Source organism: Eubacterium callanderi (genome assembly GCF_900142645.1).
Taxonomy (GTDB): domain Bacteria; phylum Bacillota; class Clostridia; order Eubacteriales; family Eubacteriaceae; genus Eubacterium; species Eubacterium callanderi.
Map to the genome: position 1 here is coordinate 226,129 of NZ_FRBP01000007.1, position 18,938 is coordinate 245,066.

Annotated in this window: 15 protein-coding genes; 8 read left to right on the forward strand and 7 right to left on the reverse strand. The window is 48.3% G+C overall.

What is annotated here, in order from left to right:
- Together BUC22_RS11280 and BUC22_RS11285 are read left to right on the forward strand one after the other, a co-directional pair.
- A complete protein-coding gene (locus tag BUC22_RS11280) occupies positions 1–1,365 on the forward strand; it encodes a lipopolysaccharide biosynthesis protein (RefSeq protein ID WP_013382788.1) in 1,365 nt (454 codons plus the stop codon).
- A gap of 111 nt (positions 1,366–1,476) precedes the next feature.
- Positions 1,477–2,910, forward strand: coding sequence for a sigma-54 interaction domain-containing protein (locus BUC22_RS11285; RefSeq protein WP_013382787.1), 1,434 nt, complete (start codon positions 1,477–1,479; stop codon positions 2,908–2,910).
- Between the two features lie 98 nt (positions 2,911–3,008).
- Here the strand turns inward: BUC22_RS11285 and BUC22_RS11290 are convergent, their stop codons facing one another.
- From BUC22_RS11290 to BUC22_RS11310, 5 genes are all read right to left on the reverse strand, one after another.
- The gene (locus BUC22_RS11290) at positions 3,009–4,595 is read right to left on the reverse strand and encodes a BCCT family transporter (protein ID WP_013382786.1); all 1,587 of its coding nucleotides are present in this window, start codon (positions 4,593–4,595) and stop codon (positions 3,009–3,011) included.
- A gap of 164 nt (positions 4,596–4,759) precedes the next feature.
- Positions 4,760–6,379 carry a BCCT family transporter gene (locus BUC22_RS11295; protein ID WP_013382785.1) on the reverse strand — a complete coding sequence of 540 codons (1,620 nt, stop codon included), beginning with the start codon at positions 6,377–6,379 and terminating at the stop codon, positions 4,760–4,762.
- 166 nt (positions 6,380–6,545) lie between these two features.
- Positions 6,546–7,826, reverse strand: a complete 1,281-nt coding sequence (locus BUC22_RS11300) for an MFS transporter (RefSeq protein WP_123876106.1) — start codon at positions 7,824–7,826, stop codon at positions 6,546–6,548.
- A gap of 105 nt (positions 7,827–7,931) precedes the next feature.
- The gene (locus BUC22_RS11305; RefSeq protein ID WP_013382783.1) at positions 7,932–9,341 is read right to left on the reverse strand and encodes a trimethylamine methyltransferase family protein; all 1,410 of its coding nucleotides are present in this window, start codon (positions 9,339–9,341) and stop codon (positions 7,932–7,934) included.
- A 365-nt stretch (positions 9,342–9,706) separates the two neighbouring features.
- Positions 9,707–10,606 carry a DMT family transporter gene (locus tag BUC22_RS11310; RefSeq protein ID WP_013382780.1) on the reverse strand — a complete coding sequence of 300 codons (900 nt, stop codon included), beginning with the start codon at positions 10,604–10,606 and terminating at the stop codon, positions 9,707–9,709.
- A 177-nt stretch (positions 10,607–10,783) separates the two neighbouring features.
- Between BUC22_RS11310 and rd the strand changes: the two genes are divergently transcribed.
- From rd to trxA, 6 genes are all read left to right on the forward strand, one after another.
- Positions 10,784–10,945: a rubredoxin gene (gene rd, locus BUC22_RS11315; protein ID WP_013382779.1), complete on the forward strand. Its 162-nt coding sequence runs from the start codon at positions 10,784–10,786 to the stop codon at positions 10,943–10,945.
- A gap of 128 nt (positions 10,946–11,073) precedes the next feature.
- A complete protein-coding gene (locus BUC22_RS11320; protein WP_013382778.1) occupies positions 11,074–11,586 on the forward strand; it encodes a hypothetical protein in 513 nt (170 codons plus the stop codon).
- Between the two features lie 145 nt (positions 11,587–11,731).
- Positions 11,732–12,895, forward strand: coding sequence for an exonuclease SbcCD subunit D (locus tag BUC22_RS11325; protein WP_013382777.1), 1,164 nt, complete (start codon positions 11,732–11,734; stop codon positions 12,893–12,895).
- Complete coding sequence (locus BUC22_RS11330; RefSeq protein ID WP_013382776.1) at positions 12,892–16,062, forward strand: AAA family ATPase; 3,171 nt, start codon at positions 12,892–12,894, stop codon at positions 16,060–16,062. Before BUC22_RS11325 ends, BUC22_RS11330 begins: the two co-directional genes overlap by 4 nt.
- Before the next feature lie 41 nt (positions 16,063–16,103).
- Entirely contained in the window at positions 16,104–16,661 is a 558-nt protein-coding gene (locus BUC22_RS11335; protein ID WP_013382775.1) for a flavodoxin family protein, read from the forward strand.
- 11 nt (positions 16,662–16,672) lie between these two features.
- The gene (trxA, locus tag BUC22_RS11340) at positions 16,673–16,996 is read left to right on the forward strand and encodes a thioredoxin (RefSeq protein WP_013382774.1); all 324 of its coding nucleotides are present in this window, start codon (positions 16,673–16,675) and stop codon (positions 16,994–16,996) included.
- A gap of 60 nt (positions 16,997–17,056) precedes the next feature.
- On the opposite strand, the gene nagA is transcribed toward trxA, so the two are convergent.
- Positions 17,057–18,172, reverse strand: coding sequence for an N-acetylglucosamine-6-phosphate deacetylase (gene nagA / locus BUC22_RS11345; protein ID WP_013382773.1), 1,116 nt, complete (start codon positions 18,170–18,172; stop codon positions 17,057–17,059).
- Entirely contained in the window at positions 18,169–18,909 is a 741-nt protein-coding gene (nagB, locus tag BUC22_RS11350; protein ID WP_013382772.1) for a glucosamine-6-phosphate deaminase, read from the reverse strand. The genes nagA and nagB overlap by 4 nt, the downstream gene beginning before the upstream one ends.
- Positions 18,910–18,938 lie beyond the last annotated feature (29 nt).

Consider the following 18,938-nt stretch of genomic DNA (forward strand, 5'->3'; position numbering starts at 1 on the left):
GTGAGCCGGATAGAGGGAATTGTAAGATTGTTTTTTGGAAAAAAGGAAAGCTGTTCTGAGGCGGAAATAAAACAAAAAAGGCAGCGCGGTGTTATTCTGACCGCCGGAGCAGCAGCGGTATCCAAAGTTTTTATGACATTGATCCCCCTGATTACAGTTCGGATCACTCTGGATTATCTGGGGATAGAGCTCTACGGCTTATGGAATGCGGCCACCTCGTTTTTTGCCATGTTTTCCTTTGCGGATCTGGGGCTTGGAAGCGGTCTGCAGACAGAGTTAAGCCGTGCTGCAACTTTTGGGGATGGAGAAGTCAACCGAAAGATTATAACAAGCGTCTATGTCATGATGGCAGGTGTGGCATTCCTGATGTCCGTTTTTTGGGGGCTGGCGTATTCCTTTGTGGACTGGCCCGCGGTGTTAAACGTCCAGGATGGTGAAGGTGCACAGATGGCAGGCTGTGTGCTGTTTGTGATTGTGGTGCCGACTATTATCAATATTCCCGCGTCTTTAATCCAGCGGACACAGCTGGCTCTTCAGGAGGGATACCGCTACCATTTATGGCAGTGTGCTGGAAGCTGTCTGGGGCTTTTACTGGTACTGCTTGTGGCAAAGATTAATCTGGGACCGGTGGTTATGATTGGTGCGGTATCTTCTGTGACGGTGGTTACTGCGATTTTAAACTCCTTTGTGTACTACGGTTTTCAACAGCCCGGGCTCCGCCCGTCACTCCGCTTTTTTGATTCACAGATATCGAAAAGGCTGCTGCAAACCGGACTTGCTTTTTTTGTCCTGTCTGTTTTGACAGCCCTGAGCCTGTCTCTGGACAATTACCTGGTGGGAAAGGCTGCCGGAATGGATGCGGTGACTCCTTATGCCCTGCAATATAAAATTGCAGGCATGATCAGCACAGTGACGCTGATGCTCAGCACACCCATGTGGACAGCAAACGGCGAAGCACTGAGCCGGGGCGACTATGACTGGGTAAAAAAGGCGACCCGCAAAGTCGTCTGGATATCTCTGCTGTTTTCAGCATCGGCGTCGGTCGGGTGCCTGTTGTTTGCAAAGCCAGTGCTGGATATTCTGTCTGGCGGGGCAGTTGCTGTATCCTACGGGACGCTGCTGGGGATGTGTCTGATGCAGGTACTGCTGTCTTTTACAAGTCCTTTTTTTATGGTGCTCAACGGCGCCAAAATTATCCGTTTTCAGGTGGTCATGTATCTGGTTTTCGCGGCGGTATCCCTGCCCCTGAAAATCTTTCTCGCGGAAATGCTGGGGCCCGCTGCCATTGCCTGGACCGGGGCAGTCTTTTATCTGTTCTTTATCACCGTCCCCACCTTTTTAAGAGCCCGGAAAGTATTCTTATAAAAACAGCCAGGCTGTGATTTTAGGTAGAAAAAACGGGTCTTTCTATGATATAATACTTCTATTGAAACCGTATAGCGTTTGAGAGGATTCAGAAGACAACAGAGGTGCCTTATGGGAAAAATAAACAAAGAATTTGGAATTGATGAGGAGTACCTAGAATATCTCCGTTCCATTCCGGTGGACGTCTATATTAAAATTCTGGAAAACTGTTCATCGGATGTATATGTGATGGACAAAGAAGGGAAGATTATTTATGTTAATCCCAATTCCATCCGCCATTATGGGGTAGACCCGAAAGAGATGATCGGTCAGAATAACTACTCTTTCAGAAAAGGGAAGTGGACGCCAACGGCTCTGGAAAAGTGTGTCGGGGAAAAACGGACTGTTTTTGCGGAGCAGAACTATCTGCTCATTGGAAAAAGCGTTTCAACGGTGCTCACGCCCATTTTTGATAAGGATGGGGAGATTGAAATGGTCGTGACCATTGCCAATGAAATCCCTGAAAAATATGACATGACCTGGCGAAAGCTGGACGGTGAAAAGAGTAAAGCCGGGAGCAGGAGCAAAACCCACACAATAGAGGCTGAGGACGGCAAGGACGATGATGAGATTGTCGGTCAGAGCTATATTTTCTGCAAGATTCTGCTGACCATCAAAAAAGTTTCAGAGTCCGACGTCCCGATTCTTTTAACCGGAGAGTCGGGGGTAGGCAAGACACTGATTGCCGAATATGTGCATAAAACGAGCCTGAGGGCCTCAAAGCCGTTCTGGGCTATTAACTGTGCCACGATACCGGAAAACCTTCTGGAATCGGAATTATTCGGTTATGCGCCCCATGCCTTTACAGGAGCCAGCGCCAAGGGGAAGGTCGGCCTTGTGGAACTGGCCGATGGTGGCACGCTGTTCCTTGATGAAATCGGTGAGATGGCCCCGGGGCTTCAGGCCAAGCTGCTGGACGTTCTGGAAAACAAGCGCTTTATCCAGGTGGGCGGAAGTGAAATGAAACATGTGGATATCCGTATTGTGGCAGCTACCAACGCCAACCTCGAAAAACTGGTCTCGGAAAAGAAGTTCCGCTCAGATCTGTACTGGCGGATCAACACCATCAATATTGAGATTCCTGCTCTCAGGGAGCGCCGGGAAGATATTCTTCCTTTGACAGCCTATTTTCTGAAAAAATATAATAAAAAATATGGAAAAGACATTGATTTTTCTCCCAAGTCCATGGCGATCCTTATTGCCTACGACTGGCCGGGAAATATCCGGCAGCTGAAGAATCTCATTGAGCGGACGGTTCTTCTGTCCACCAGCGGCCCGGTTGCGCCGAAAGAGCTGCCAGAATTTATGATCGAGGGTACGGCCATGGCAGAGGAGACCTATAAGGAAAGCTATGATTATATTCTGGAAAGCGTTGGGAAACAGCTGATCCGTGAGTCCTATAAAAAACACAGAAACATGAAAAAGGTCGCTGAAGATCTGGACATCAGCCATTCCAAGGCTTTTCGGCTGGTAAGTGAATACTGTAAGGATTTAATGAAAAAATAGAGAATTTAGATTAAGTGTTTATTAAAAAAATATCAGCATTAAAATAAAAAAGAGGCAAAGCAAGGCGTTCTGAGACAGATCGCTTACTTTGCCTTTTTTTATTTTTTGTCAGCATGTGGTAAGGTAAAATCACCCGGTTCAAAATCTGGTGTGGGGTCTTTTTCCTTTTCAATAATCTGCGCCCGCGTCAGGCTTCCAAAGTCCTTTCTCATCCATTTATACAGAGATACAACACAGAGGATGAGCGTTACAGACACCGGGAGCGCTGATATAATAATGGCCGATTTAAGAGAATCCAGCGGCGCCTTTGCAAACATGAGGCACAGCGGAATCGCGGAAATGACAATGGCCCAGAACAGTTTGAGATGGTTCGGCGGGATTTCGTCATCCTTAATATTTTTGATGGAAGCCGCGGACAGAGTAAAGACAGCGGAATCCAGAGTGGTGATGAGCAGCATGGTGCCAGTGAGAAACCATACAAGCAGGATGATTTTCCCGAGAGGCAGGGCCGCGATAACCGTTGAAATAACCTGTTCCGGACTCTGGGTCTGGAGGATTTCGACAAAGTTAAAGGAGCCGGTAAGCTGCAGCTGGAGTCCGTAGTTGGACAATACACCAAAGAACAGAAGTGTGCTGAGCATACCTGCGCCAGTGATGCTCAGGATAACCTCTTTGATGGTCCGCCCCTTGGAGATTTTAGCAATGAAGATCCACATCCAGGGCGCCAGGGTAATCCACCAGGCCCAGTAAAAAACGGTCCAGTCTGCTGTAAAACCAGTCTTGATAATGGGCTCAGTTTCGGTGATCATGGGCACAAAATTAGAGAGCATCATCCCAAAGCTCTTGATGGTATTTTCAAGCTGGAATTGAGGCCCGCCAAAAATAAAGACATAAGCCAGTAAAAAGAAACACAGGTAAATGGTGGAGTCTGAACAGAATTTCATTCCCTTTTCAAGCCCTGCATAGGAACTGGCGGTAAAGAATATGGTGACTGCGACCACCATAACGACCTGCATGATAAAGTTATCGGGTGTGCCGAGACTGGTGTGCAGATTGTTGACCAGCATTGGAACCCCTGTTCCAAAGGTTAAAATAATACCTGAAACGATTCCAAAAATAAAAATAATGTTAATGATCTTATTCCAGATTGGCCGGCCGCCGGTAACACCTTCACAGCCGTTTGCCAGTGAGAGGCCCTCCTGTCTGCGGACATAAAAACGGTAGGCCAGAGGAATGGTGCCAATGGCATAGATTCCCCAGGCGGGAACGCCCCAGTGGAAAAAGTTGTAGGATACAGCGACCTGCGCGGCAGCGATGCTCTCGGGTGTAATGCTCTGGGGCGGCGTGATGTAGTAATAGACCCATTCGAGAACGGCCCAGTACAAAAGCGCAGCACCCATCGTTGCGCAGAAGATCATGGCGATCCAGCTGAAGGTTTTGTACTCCGGCTTATCCTTGCCAAGCTTGATATTCCCAAATTTGGAAAAAGCAACGGCGAAGTTAAAGACGAAGATACCGATAGTGATTACAATAAAGTAAACGCCCATCTTGGTTGTAATGAAAATTCGAATATTATTCAGAATTTCCGTCGCTGCTGTGGGCATCAGTATGATATACACACTGAAGACAGCAACCAGTGCCAGAGTGATAATGATTGCCCATTTGTCAATTTTATATTTTTTCATGGGTTTATACCTCCTTTGATATGCAAAGATAAGCTAGCTAGGAAAATCTTTACATTCGCAAGGTATTATTATTTTACTATATTTTTGGTGTTTTGTCCAATGCTCCTTCATTAAAGTTACTAATAAAGCCTGGATGCTATAAAAACATCCAGGCTTTATAAACATCACTCGTGTTCATTCAACGCATCGATCACACTTGCTTTTTCACATGAACTCGGGGAGAGCGGTTCTTTTTCAGGGAAGTCTGGAACCGTTTCCTTTTCCTTGCGGGTGATTTCATCTCTTGTCATGTCACCGTAATCCTGCTTCAGCCATTTAAAAATGGAAATGATGCAGAAAATCAGCGTGATGGAAACCGGAATCGCTGTGATGATAATGGTCGATTTCAGCGAATCCAGCGGAGCCTTGGCAAACATCAGGCACAGCGGAATCGCAGCGATGATGACAGCCCAGAAAAGCTTCAGGCTCTTCGGCGGTATCTCATCAGTTTTCAGGTTGGTAACTGAGGCAGCCGCCAGTGTGAACACAGCAGAGTCCAGCGTAGTGACCAGCAGCATAAGACCGACGATAAACCAGACAAAGAGCACAATTTTGCCGAGCGGAAGTGCCATAATAGCCGAGGAGATGACCTGCTCAGGACTCTGGTTCTGCAGAATGGAGACAAAGTCAAACTGTCCGGTCAGCTGTAAATTCAAGCCGTAGTTTGAAAGAATACCAAAGAAGAGTACGGTGCTGATGAGACCGGCCAGGGATATGGTGAGAACGACCTGCTTGATGGTGCGGCCCTTGGAGATTTTTGCGATAAAAATCCACATCCAGGGCGCCAGTGTAATCCACCAGGCCCAGTAAAAGACCGTCCAGTCTGCGGTGAATCCAGTTTTAACAATAGGTTCTGTCTCAAAGATCATCGGGACAAAGTTGTTAATCATAAGTCCGAGGCTTTTAATGGTATTTTCAATCTGGAATAAAGGGTTCCCGAAGATAAATACAAAAGCCAGAAGGATAAAAAAGAGGTATGTTGTAGAATCTGAACAGAATTTCATCCCTTTGTCAAGGCCGGCATATGAGCTGAGCGTAAAAATAAAAGTGACGACCACCACCATGATTACCTGCATGATGAAGGTATCTGGCGTTCCAACGCTGTTGTGCAGATTATTGACCAGCATTGGAATCCCTGTTCCAAAGCTGATGATAATGCCGGATACAATACCAAAAATAAAAACGATATTGATGATTTTATTCCAGACAGGCTTTCCGCCCGTAACCCCTTCACAGCCACCGGCCAGAGAAAGGCCGTCTTTCTGGCGGATGTAGTAGCGGTAAGCAATGGGGATTGTGCCAATGGCATAGATCCCCCAGGCCGGAATACCCCAATGGAAAAAACTGTAGGATACGGCAACCTCCGCGGCGGCCATACTCTGCGGGTCCAGCCCCATTGGCGGACCGGTATAATAATAAACCCATTCCAGTGTGGCCCAGTACAGAATACTGGTCCCCATGGTGGCACAAAAGATCATGGCAATCCAGCTAAAGGTTTTGTAATTTGGGTCGCCCTTGCCGAGTTTAATGTTTCCATATTTAGAGAAGGCAAGACTGATGTTTACAGCAAAAATACCGATGGTAATCAAAACAAAGTAAAACCCCATTTTGGATGTTGTAAAAACGCGCAGGTTATTGAGCGTTGCAGTTGCCTGCTCCGGCAGGAGTACAATGTAGATACTGAGCGCCAGTACAATGATCAGCGTAATAATAATAGCCCATTTGTCGATTTTAAATTTTTTCATAAGTCCGCCCCCTTCTGTCTTTCACAATCACACATTAGCATTCGTAAGATAATTGTATCTTACTACGATTTGATGGTTTAGTCCAATGATTTAACGGATAAATTATGGTAAACAGGCTATTTTATATTTTTGCGGGAAGGCCGTAGCCTCCCCGCGCAGGTGTATGCTATTTATCTTCAGGTTGAATATTCTTTTTCTTAACATAGATACGGATAGCCACCGAGCAGAGTACCGCGATGATGGAAGCTGCGATCAGGAAACATCCAAAGCTCATCTGATAGCCAAGCATACCCGGATGCTGATCCAGCCAGTTACCAGTGATAACTGGTACAAACATATCCGGAATAAAGGCGATAACCGACAGGATACCTGTAGCGGCACCGAAGATGGTAGTGGGAACACCAGACTCAGTGAACTGTGAGGACGCAACGCCATAAGCGCCGGTCAGGAAGAAACCAACCGCCAGAATAAGTATGATGGCGATCATCAGCATAGCGGCTGTGGTTGGCAGGAAGATCAGAATAGCTGAGCACACAGCGGTTAAGGCCATGATCAAAATGAGTACCTTGGCCGGTGAATTAATTTTTGTGGCAATACTGCCGATGATGGGCGCAGAGAGCAGGGCGATACCATATGTACGGATCATGCCAACGGTTGAGGTAATACCCATGGAAGCGCCAAAGACGTCAGTCAGATATGGTGTGGTATAGGCCATTGCGGCATAGGCGCAGTAGACAAAGAACATGGACGCAGTGGTCAGCCAGACACCAGGATGCTTGATGGCTTCTTTAAATTCATTGAGGTTAAAGCCCTGTCCCTCTTTGATTTCATCATCGAATTTTGGAACAAAAAGCAAGGTGGCGATACCAAAAATAACATTTAAAATAGCGCTGACAATCAAGACAACAATAAAGCCAGCCGCGGAGTCAGATACAAAGGCGTTGAAAATCTGCTGAGAGACAAAGCCCAAAAGCAGGCCGCCGACGCCATAAATCCCGTAGCTCAGGCCAATGTTTCGCGAATAGGTGCTGTCATCGCTGACCAGGCGGATCAGCTTATAACGGATACCCCAGAAAATAAGGGTACTGGTAACGCCGAGAAGGCCAAAAATGATCATGATGCTGGTGTAGGACGGAAGCGTCGCGAACCAGCAGATAACGGCAGCGGTGGTGAAAAAACCAACAGCTGCAAGATATTTTGCCCGGATCTTATCTGCGATAATCCCTCCCGGAAGATAGCAGATCGTGGCGACCAGGCCGTAAATACCACCGGTGGCGCCGAGCTGGGCGTTGTTGATGTTCAGGCTTGTCATCATGGTGTCATAAAACGAAAAACGGAAGTAAATAATCTGAAAAAGAACGGCCGAGCCGAAGCTGACCAGGAAAACAATCAGCATGGTTCTGAATTTGCTTAAATCGTCCTTATTGATAACACTTTTATTCATCATAGGTCTCCTCTCTCCTTGATAAAAAAATTAGTGCAAAATAAGTTCTGGTATTGCCGAATCCCTATTTTGCACTAATAAAATGGGTTAGTTAATTCGTTAAGGAATTTAGAATCTGAATTCTTCAGGAATCAAATCTGCAATCATTTTTTCCTGGAATGCTTCGAGCTTGGTTGGCAGTTCGTAGTTGGCTACGCGGTCCTGCCAGGCTTTGCGTGCAAGTTCCTGTACAGTTGGACTGCCAGCAGCTTCCCAGTTGCCGATGGATTGACGGTTGTACAGTGGTGGCAGGAAGTAGTCCGCCTTATACAGCTTATTGGTACGGGCGATATAGTTTGTTTTGTGTTCAACTTTTTCCATTTTGTCCATCATGAGTGTCTGGTCATTGATGGTGGTTCCCTTTAAGAGATGTTTGACAATGCGGGCAGTTTGTTCATCGAGCATATATTTTTCATAGCCTAAAGCACCGTAGGAATCTAAGATACCGCCGAGCATGTATAATTGTTCAGGTTCTACCATATAGCCGGATAAGCAGATCAGCATGGATTCAGCGCCGCTCTGGTAGTCGTCCTGTTTGGCGTCTGCGAGACAGCCGTTGGCACGGCAAGGCAGTCCGTAGAAGTCTGCCAGTTCACGCATGGTACAGAAGGACTGGAAGGTTTCAGGTCCGCCACATACGCACAGAGAGTATCTCAAGTCACATTCAAGAGAGCTTAACTGGTAAATAACCGGTGCGCCTGGCTGAACAAGCTGAGACAATACGAGACCGGCCAGCAGTTCGGTATTGTTCTGAACAGTGGTGGAAGCCAGGGTCGGCGGAGAAGTCATACCGGCTAAGCCAACGCCTGTGATAACCAGGGCCTGGCCCATTCTGGCGTAGGTGATGATGGTATCACACATTTCCTTGTTCCATGCAAATGGAGCGGAGTTGGTGGCCAGAGTAATGGTCTGACAGTGTTCGTGGTCGTCATTGAAGTCCTGAACCAGCTTGATGAATTTTTCACAACGTTCCTTGGTACCATTGTGACCACCGATTAATTTATCAGAATATTTCAAGTTTGCCAGTGTTGTCCATTCGGTATGGATCTTAGTCGGAATATCGTTTGGCACGACGATATCCGCGTCGATCAGGTGCATGATGTCGCTGTCCTGATGAATTTTAATAAAGTTGATATAATCTTCAGCGTTGGCCTTGCGGTATTCGCCGTTATCCAGAACATTGACTGGACCCAGTGAAGACTGAACCATCATTTCCTGACCAACACCTGTTGTGAATTTCATACCCCTTGAATACATATCAAAGGTCTTTGGAACCAGAGCCACACATTTTTCGACCAGGTCTTTGTCGATATAAACGATCTTGCCGTCTACCTTACAGCCTGCTTTTGCTAAAATATCGCGTGCTTCTTCGTTATCAAATAAAATCCCCTTATTTGCGAGCAGATACAAGCTTTTGTCGTGAATGAGTTCAATGTCCTCTTTGCGAGTGAATAAATTGGAATAAAAGTTACGTGTCATAATCATTACCCTCCATGATCATTATGTGTTTTTTCTTATGCCTTTATATAACGCAAGTCCCGTGCCAAAAAATCAAAAGCGAAGGAATGGCTAGAATCAGCCGTTTTTTGTAAAAATAAATTTTAAAGGATTTCAAAGATGAAATATGAAGATTTTTATCCATGTTTTTAGATTTCTATTTTAAAATTTACAATATTTTACGAAAAATAGAATAAATCTTTTTGAAAGAAAATGGTTTGCCCTATATATAATAAGGAAGGACAGAGATATTTACAGGAGATGAAAAGCTAAATATAAAGCCGGAAAACGCAGCGCGCTCTCCGGCAGAAAATAAAATTTAAAGTTAAAAAAATTCAAAAATGAAATCAGCCTTCAGGTTCGATTTCATCTTCAGAATTGCCCGAAGGCTTTTCCGGCAGTGCGGTCAGACAGACTGATGCAATCACCAGAGCCGCGCCGAGCAGCTGCAGCGCCGTGAATGTCTCACCGAGCACCAGGGCGCTGAAGACAATGGTGACGACCGGCACAAAATTGACGAGGATGGTCACAGTAAGAATAGGGATGCTCCGCAAGGCATACATATAGGTGAGGTTGGCCGTGGCGGAGACCAGTACAGCCAAAAACAGGAAATTGATGATGATCTCTCCGGTAAAAAGGCTGAAGTCCGGTGGGAAGGCGAAGGCCAGCGGCAGTGTAACTCCCGCAATGCAGGCCGAGAGGTAGGTGGTGATATCCAGCCCTGTATAACGGCTGTAAAGAGGCTTGGCCAAATAATTATATAAAAGCCAGCCAAGGCCTGATAAAATCATGGCGCCGCATCCCCAGGGGTTGATCTCAATCTCAGAAAGCCCCACAATCATGATAACGCCCACTACGGAAAAGGCCACAGCACCTGCCTTTATGAAAGTAAACCGCCGTTTAAGAATTACCGTGTCAATGAGCATGCAGAAAATCGGCACAAGACTCAATAAAATGGAGGCCATGGAGGCTCCGGTCAGGTCTACACCCACCGCCTCAAACACATAATAGCCTGTGAAGCCGATAAGCCCTGCGATTAAAACACGGGGAAGATCCTTTTTCAGAAGCCGCTGCTCTGGTTCGAGCTTTCGCTTGACCAGAAACAGAATGATCGCCGCAATGGCAAAGCGTCCGAAAATTAAAGCGTATACCGAAAAAGCCTGAAGACAGATTTTTGTACTGATAAAAGAAATGCCCCAGAAAACCAGGGTGTAAGAAATAGCCAGATAGGGTTTTATTTTTTGCATAAGTGCCTCCGATGACAGGTGTCGAAAACTATTATACCTTAAAATCCCGAAATATTTAAGTTTCCATTGAAAAATAGCGAAAATTTCGTTATAATTGCGGTAACGGAGTTTAAAATCAAATTCTCCGGGGTATATACAAGATAAATAAATTCTAGACCTTCGAAGGAGGAGAAAAAAATGCAAAAATATGTATGTGATATCTGTGGTTATGTTTATGATCCCGCTGTAGGTGATCCTGATAATGGTGTAGCTCCTGGAACAGCTTTCGCTGATCTGCCGGAAGATTGGGTTTGCCCGGAATGCGGCGTCAGCAAAGATGAATTTTCACCGGAAGCTTAATTAAGGCTTTTGAATAAGTCCCTGGATTGCCGGGGATTTTTTATTTTTTTCGGTTTTTGACGGCCTTGCAAAACTTCCCTAAATCGGGTATGATAATTGAAAAGAATCGATTATCAAGGGAGATTATTATGGCAGTTAAAGCAAGAGAAGAGGTCCGCAGCCGTGAGTTCAGCGCCATTGGCATGATACTTATCGGGCTGTTTGTCGTGGCCTATGTATTTATTTATAACCGCTCCATCAGCCAGATGGATGACTACGCTTTAAAAACAGGGATCGGTATCGCGGCTCTGATCGTGATGATTGTAGTGTTTGTCGTGATTCTCAGGTTTATTACCACCGGGTTCTTTATGCTGCTGACGCATCAGAGCCTGAACATTGAGCGGAAAATCTTTTTCTGGCGCAAGGAAGTTGCAGATATTCCGGTCAAGGCAATGTTTGATGTGGTGCCGGAAGATGCCTTTAAGGGGATTAATGGCAAGGTTAAGAATTATACCGTTGCCCGGATTGAGAATAAAGCCAAGTATGTGGTACTCTACCGGGAGGGAGACCAGGTACGCGGCGCCAAAATCCAGTGCTCTTCCAAATTTCACAAGGCATTGAAAAGCGTGGTCAGCCAGAACAAAAACGCCAAAAAAGCTTAAGGGGTAATTAAGCAAAAAGCAGTATGATAATGACGTAAACAAGTTACCCTCTTTCAAAATTTTTACAAACCAGCCGGAGTATTCTTACTCCGGCTTTTGTGTTTTTTGCCTGAATCCGCTATACTTGTCATAAAGGAGAACGATCATGAAAATACTACACACCTCAGACTGGCATATTGGCCGGACACTCAATGAAAAAAGCCTGCTGGAGGATCAGGAGGCTCTGCTCACACAGCTGCTCACCTGGCTTGACCGGGAGCGGCCGGACATCCTTTTAGTCGCCGGCGATATCTATGACCGGTCGGTCCCTTCCAGGGAGGCGCTGGGGCTGGTGGACACAGTACTTTCTGAAATTATTCTCAGGCTGGGGATACCGGTTCTGCTCATCGGCGGCAACCACGACGGTCGTGAGCGGCTGGCCATGAATGGTGGTATTCTTGAAAAGCAGGGACTCCATATCGCGGGAAATTATCTGCCGGGGCAGGAGCCTGTGACACTGAGCGATGACTGGGGCGAGGTCTGTTTCTGGAGTGTGCCTTTCATCAAGCCGGTGGAATACCGGAGCCTGATGAAGCTTGAAAAGCCCATGGGCTACGATGAGATGTACCGGGAGATTACCGCTGAGATCACCGGGCGTATGGATACATCCAAACGTAACGTCCTGGTCTCTCACGGCTTGATTTTAGGTAATATGGCGGATATTCAGACCATTGACGATTCAGTCAGGCCCATTGAGATCGGCGGCATTGAGTACGCCTGCGCCGAGATCTTTGAGGCCTTTGACTATGTAGCACTGGGGCATCTGCACAGGCCGCAGAAGGCGCTGTGGGACAAAGTGCGCTACTCAGGGTCTCTGCTGAAATATTCCTTTTCGGAGTGGAACCAGAAAAAATCCGTAACGCTGGTGGAGCTTGGTGAAAAGGGCGCGCTGAGTCTGGAGCCGGTGAGCTTTAAGCCGATGCGTGACCTGCGCGTCATCCACGGAAGACTTGAAGAACTGACGGCCCTTGAGGCCTATGAAGCCGAAGGCCGGGAAGATTATCTGAAGGTGATTCTGGAGGATCAGGAGCGACTGGTAAACCCAATGGACAAGCTCCGCAGGGTTTATCCGAATGTGCTGGAGATGGCCTATGAGAAACGGGAGAAAACCGAGGCTCAGAAGAGCAGTCGCCGTATCAAGGAGCGGATACAGGACCCGCTGAAGCTGTTCGAGGATTTTTACGCCTTTGTCAACGGAGAGGCCATGCAGGCGGACGAGCAGGCAGTGATTACGGAGCTGCTTGAGACCACCATGGAGGAAGAAAGATGAAACCCATTGCCCTTTACATGCACCATTTTGGCCCTTTTATGGAGGAGCAGATTGATTTTACAAAGCTGGACAAGGAACTTTTTCTGATTACCGGCCCCACCGGCAGTGGGAAAACCACTATTTTTGACGGGCTGTGTTACGCGCTGTACGGCGAGGGCAGCAATACTTTCCGGCAGTCAAGAGAGATGAAAAGCCAGTTTGGCGATCCGCTGGAAATGATGTGGGTGGATTTTACCTTTGAGCTGCGGGAAAAGACCTATCGTATCAGGCGAATCCCTGAGCAGGATCGGAAAAAAGAGCGTGGACAGGGCACTGCCCGGCAAAAGCACGAGGCGGCGCTGTACGAGATAGCGGGTAGTGAGGAAAAACTGATTTCCGCCTCAGTAGCTGAGGTGGGAGAAAAGATCCAGGAAATCCTCGGCATCAATGCCAACCAGTTCCGCCAGATTGTCATGCTGCCTCAGGGGGAGTTCAGCCGTCTTTTGAAAGCAAAGGAGGAGGAACGGGTTGAGCTCTTAAAAAGTATTTTTCGGATGGATTTGTACAATAACCTCAAGGATAAGGTAGCCTCAGGCCTGCGGGAAATCCGAGGGCGCCACAATGACTTAAGCGTTGAGATGGAAACGGAGCGCCAGCACATCAAATGCGGCGGAGACTCCGAGCTTGCGGACACCCTGACACAGAATGATAAAACCATGGATTACGTGCTGGATTTAACCCGGAAAGAAATCGAGGCTGACACGGCCAAAATTGATGCGCTGGCAGAACAGGAGAAAGAGGCTGTCCGGTCACTGGAGCAGCTGCGCATCACTCTGACCGCCGGCGAGCAGATTAACAGCCGGTTTGAACAGCTGGAAAACCAAAGGAAACGCCTGAAGGCGCTGCAGGATGAGCAGGATGTTATCCGGGAAAGAGAAGAGGCCCTGGCCCTGTCAAAGAAAGCACTGTCGGTCAAACCCTATGAGGAAGCCTGGAACCGGGCCTACCGCAAGAAGGAAGGGGCAGCGGCAGAGCTTGAAATGATTAAAGAGCGGCTGGAAAGCTGTCAGAAAGACCTTGAAAAATCAAAAGCAGAATACGAGGCAGTCAGCGCACCCGCATACAGCGCGGTTGTTGAGCAGCTTCAGGAAAAGCTCGACATTGAAAAGAGGCTGTCCGAAAGCCTGCGTGCTTTTGAGGAAAAGCACACTGGATTACAAAGACGAAGCGGGGAGCTGGCACAGCTCGAGGAAAAAGGAAAACGCCAGCAGGAAGACAGTGAGTCCTTAAAAAAGCTGGAGCATGAGAGCTACACGCTGGATAAGGAAATATTCGAGCTGGAAAAAGCTTTTCAGCGAAGCGGCCATGAGCTGGAAAATCTGACTAGCCGGCAGAAGCGGGTGGAGGAGGCTCTGGAAATTTACAGTGTCATCGAAAACCGTGAGCGCCGGATTACAGCCCTGAGAAAGGAATGGAAGGAAAACCAGAACCGCATCAAGGCACAGGAGGCCGCCTGTCAGGCTTTAATTGAGAAGCAGCGGCAGCAAACCGCCGCGGGACTGGCCGCAGGGCTTGAGGAGGGACAGCCCTGCCCGGTGTGCGGCAGCGTCCACCATCCCCGGAAGGCCGAGCTCCAGGAGTCTGTCGATGCGTCGGCTCTGGCCGAGATGACAGAGGCTTTGAATACACTCAAAATTAAAAGCGGCTCCCTGAAAAATGAGGGTACCCTGCAGCGCAAAGAAATTGAGACACGCCAGAAAGAGCTTTCAGGCCGACTTGCGGAAATGATGGATACCGTGGATAATGTGCTTCCAGATAAAGTGGAAGTGACCAGACTGCAAAAGCATCTGGAGGAGAGCTTTGAGGTTCTGCACGCCAGATGTCAGAATGCTGAGAAGGAGCTCAAGGCCAGGCAGAAGGAAAAAGGCGGCCTGGAGTCTGTGGCAAAGAAACTGAAAACTCAGCTGGAAAGCTACGGGGCATTGGAGGGACAGCTGAGGGAAGCCCGGGAAGAAACTGGGCTGCTGCGCGGGCAGCTCTCCCAGATGGAGGAACAGATAACAAATCTGGCGGAGGCTTTAAGATTTCCGCCCGAAATGGAAAACCCAAAGGCGTTTTTGAAAAAAGTTGAAAGCTTTGAGCGCAATACCAGTGCGTTAATCGCTGAAAAGAAGGGGTATAAAGATAACATTCAGGCCAACCACCAGAAGCTGCTGCAGGAGGAAGCCGTACAGGCAGCCAACTTCAAAAATGGCAGTCAGGCTTTGGAAAAGGCCGCCGAGGAAGAAATCAAGCAGAGTGAAGACTACAGCAGAGCCCTCAGAGATGCGGGGCTTACATCGGAAATCTATGCGGGCTGCCATAACATGAGTGATGAAGCGATCCAGACAATGGAAGCCGGGCTGGAGCAGTACCGGTTTAACCTCAAAAGCACTGCCGAAAGGGTGCAGGAGCTTGAGGACGGGCTCAGGGATAAGAAACCCGTTGAGCTTACGCGTTACCGTGAAGACCAGCAGGCACTGGAAGCGCAGATCGAAGGCTACCGCCGGGAGATAACGATTCTGAATGAAAAGATCACCCAGAACCGTCAGCAGATCGGGAAAATAGAGGGATTGGTACAGGAACTGAAAGAGGTCGAGCGCCTTCAGGGAATTTACACCCATCTGGACCAGACCATCAAGGGAACCTTGGCAGGAAAGCCAAAGATCAGCTTTGAGCGGTATATCCTGTCTGCGTATTTGCAGGATATTCTGGAAAGCGCCAATGTTTTTCTGGAAAGAATGTCCTCAGGACGTTACCGCCTGGAGGTCATGGGTGACTTCAAGCAATCCGGCAACCGCGGCCTTGAAATCGAGGTGGTCGACGCCTATACCGGGCTGCGCCGCAGCGCCAACACCCTGTCGGGCGGGGAAACCTTTATGGCGGCACTGTCCATGGCCCTCGGACTTTCGGATATTGTCCAGTCCTACGCAGGCGGCATTTCACTGGATACGATTTTTATTGATGAAGGTTTTGCCACCCTGGACCCAGAGGCCCTTGATAATGCCATCAGCTGTCTGCTGTCCATCAAAAATGACGGCCGTACCGTGGGCATCATCTCTCACGTCGAAGAGCTTAAGGACCGTATTGATACCAAAATTATTGTGGAAAAAACCGAAGCGGGAAGTCATATTGACATTTCCTGTTAAAGGGTTTAGGATAGAGTTACCAACAGGACGAGGAGAAAAGAATGAAAATTACCGCGATTATGGGAAGCCATCGGAATAATGGCCACACCAGTAAAATACTGAATTATTTTCTGGAGCAGATCCGGGAGGATAACGAGCTCCGACTCATCAATGTAAACAAGGTGCATGTGGAGCACTGCAAGGGCTGTGATTACTGCATTCCCCATCAGGGCGAGTGTGTGATCAAGGACGATGATATGACATGGATCTACGACGATTTTATGGACTGTGATCTGCTGGTCATCGCAAGCCCTGTGTACTTTACCGCGTTTCCCTCCAAGCTGAAAACTGTTATTGACCGGACCCAGATGATCTATAATCTGGGGGATCACTCCCATATTCCAAACAAGAAAATCATTTTTATCGGAGTGGGCGGCGCCCCGTCCTACGGGCACCAGTTCAAAGGCATGGAATACACGCTGGAATGGTATTTGAAAAATCTGAACGCCGTACCCATGGGTTTTGTGGAGATTTCCCACACCGATGAGACGCCGGCACTTGAAAATAAAAAAGCTGTCGCAGAGCTGGATGCGCAGGCACAGCAGATTAAAAATTTATAGGAGGCATTAAAATGGCAAAGAAAGTAAATTCAAGCGAGTTTAAGAGTGAAGTTTTAGATCATAAAGGCGTTGTCCTGGTCGACTTTTTCGCGACCTGGTGCGGACCCTGTAAGGCTTTAACACCCATTGTGGACAAGCTGTCTGAGGAAATGAGCGGCAAAGTAAAGATCGTCAAGGTTGATATTGATGAAAACAGCGCCCTGGCCACAGAATACCGTGTCATGAGTGTCCCGACCATGAAGCTGTTCAAGAACGGTGAGGTGGTAGAGACCCTGGTTGGTTTGAGACCAGAGTCCGAGCTCAGAGATAAGCTGAATTACTACTCAGCGGAATAGAGTAATAAAAAACAGAGACCCCGGTCAAGGCTGCCAAGAGCAGTCCTGACCGGGGCTTTTTCATACCATGGATTTTCCCTTGATAAAAACTTTCACAACATTCAGGCTTTTATCAAGCAGCACCATATTGGCGAGCTTGCCGGGTTCCAGACTGCCCAGACGGTCAGACTCACCGATGACGCGCACCGGATTGACAGCCGCAGCCTGTACCGCGTCTGCCAGAGGAATGCCAAAGGCCACAGCGTTTCTCAGACAGTCCATAAGATTGGTAACTGAGCCTGCCAAAGTGCCGTCCGCAAGGGTTGCCCGGTTTCCGTGGACATGTACAGACTGTCCGCCGAGAGTATAGTCGCCGTCGTCCAGACCTGTGGCCCGCATGCTGTCGCTGATGAGAACAATGCGTTCGGCTGAGAAAAGCCTGAAAGCCGCCCGGACCATAGCCGGGGCGACGTGAACACCATCGCAGATGAGCTCGGCCGTAACGCCGGGATGGTCAAAGGCCGCGCCGATGAGCCCAGGCTCCCGGTGGTTAAAGGGCGGCATGGCGTTAAAGAGGTGCGTTACATGGGAGGCCCCCAGATCAAAGGCATTGGAGGCTGTCTCAAAAGAGGCTTCGGTGTGGCCGAGTGAAATGACGGTTTCATCTTTCAGGGCAGTGATGAACTCAGAGGCGCCGGCAAGCTCAGGCGCCAGGGTGACCAGCTTGATACGGCCGCCTGAGATGGCGTTCAGCCGGCGGAACATCGGGATATCCGGCGGCATAAGATAACGGGCGTTTTGTGCGCCTTTCTTTTTTTCGGCGAGAAAAGGCCCTTCCATGTTGACGCCCAAAAGCATGGCGCCGGCTTCCTGCTCTTGGTGGGCAGCGTTTTCGAAAATGCCGGACAGCTTTTTTTCAGAAAAGGTCATGGAGGCAGGCACAAAGCCTGTCACACCACTGCGTGCCTGGTAAGCCGCTATGGCCTCAAGAGTATCTTCGGCGGCGTCACAGAAATCATGGCCCATGCAGCCGTGAAGGTGGATATCGGTGAGCCCGGGAATGGCGTAGAGGCCGGAGGCATCAAAAATTTTAGAATCCCCGGCAGCAGGCTCAGAGATCACGCTGCCGTTTACTGCCAAATCCCCTTTTTTAAAGGTATTTTCCGGCGTATAGATCAAAGCGTTCTTTAGAATCATCTCCGGACCTCGTTAATAATGGACAAGGCCGCTCTGTCCGCTACGACTATCAAATGGTTATGGAGCTGTAAAATGGATGCCGGAACCTGTGGCGTGATGGGACCATAAAGGCTTTTGCAAAGGGCCTCGGCTTTCGCTGGCCCGCTGACGACCATCAGGATACAGTGAGCCTGCATGATAGCTTTAATTCCCAGCGTATAGGCATGGCGCGGCATTGTCTGAGGACTTTCAAAATAGCGTGCGTTGGCCTGGAGGGTACTTTCGGTCAGCGCGACACAGTGGGTCTCTTTTTCAAAGGCTTCGCCGGGTTCGTTAAAGCCGATATGTCCATTGCGTCCGAGGCCAAGGAGCTGGAGATCAATGCCGCCGGACTCTGCAAGAAGAGCGTTGTAGCGCAGACATTCTTTGTGGGTATCGGTCTCCATGCCGTTTGGCAGGTGGGTGTTTTCTTTTTTGATATTGACGTGGTCAAACAGGTGGCTGTCCATAAAATAGCGGTAGCTCTGGGGATGACTGCCGGCAAGGCCCTTATATTCATCCAGGTTGATCGAGCGCACCCCGGAAAAATCCAGGTCACCTTTTTTATACCATTCCACCAGCTGGGCATACAGCCCCTCAGGGGTTGAACCAGTGGCCAGTCCAAGGGTACAGTCAGGTTTCATGATAATCTGTGCCGAAACAATATTTGCCGCTTTTCGGCTTAAATCTTCATAATTTTCCGCAGAATATATTTTCATTGTGTTTTGCCTTTCTGGTTAACTTGTTT

What these genes read in the sequence shown, in the direction of transcription:
- BUC22_RS11285 (WP_013382787.1), top strand. Translation starts at nt 1,477, where the DNA reads ATGGGAAAAATAAACAAAGAATTTGGAATTGATGAGGAGTACCTAGAA.
- trxA (WP_013382774.1), top strand. Translation starts at nt 16,673, where the DNA reads ATGGCAAAGAAAGTAAATTCAAGCGAGTTTAAGAGTGAAGTTTTAGAT.
- nagA (WP_013382773.1), bottom strand. Translation starts at nt 18,172, where the DNA reads ATGATTCTAAAGAACGCTTTGATCTATACGCCGGAAAATACCTTTAAA.
- rd (WP_013382779.1), top strand. Translation starts at nt 10,784, where the DNA reads ATGCAAAAATATGTATGTGATATCTGTGGTTATGTTTATGATCCCGCT.
- BUC22_RS11300 (WP_123876106.1), bottom strand. Translation starts at nt 7,826, where the DNA reads ATGATGAATAAAAGTGTTATCAATAAGGACGATTTAAGCAAATTCAGA.
- BUC22_RS11320 (WP_013382778.1), top strand. Translation starts at nt 11,074, where the DNA reads ATGGCAGTTAAAGCAAGAGAAGAGGTCCGCAGCCGTGAGTTCAGCGCC.
- BUC22_RS11330 (WP_013382776.1), top strand. Translation starts at nt 12,892, where the DNA reads ATGAAACCCATTGCCCTTTACATGCACCATTTTGGCCCTTTTATGGAG.
- BUC22_RS11310 (WP_013382780.1), bottom strand. Translation starts at nt 10,606, where the DNA reads ATGCAAAAAATAAAACCCTATCTGGCTATTTCTTACACCCTGGTTTTC.
- BUC22_RS11305 (WP_013382783.1), bottom strand. Translation starts at nt 9,341, where the DNA reads ATGACACGTAACTTTTATTCCAATTTATTCACTCGCAAAGAGGACATT.
- BUC22_RS11335 (WP_013382775.1), top strand. Translation starts at nt 16,104, where the DNA reads ATGAAAATTACCGCGATTATGGGAAGCCATCGGAATAATGGCCACACC.
- BUC22_RS11295 (WP_013382785.1), bottom strand. Translation starts at nt 6,379, where the DNA reads ATGAAAAAATTTAAAATCGACAAATGGGCTATTATTATTACGCTGATC.
- BUC22_RS11290 (WP_013382786.1), bottom strand. Translation starts at nt 4,595, where the DNA reads ATGAAAAAATATAAAATTGACAAATGGGCAATCATTATCACTCTGGCA.
- BUC22_RS11325 (WP_013382777.1), top strand. Translation starts at nt 11,732, where the DNA reads ATGAAAATACTACACACCTCAGACTGGCATATTGGCCGGACACTCAAT.
- nagB (WP_013382772.1), bottom strand. Translation starts at nt 18,909, where the DNA reads ATGAAAATATATTCTGCGGAAAATTATGAAGATTTAAGCCGAAAAGCG.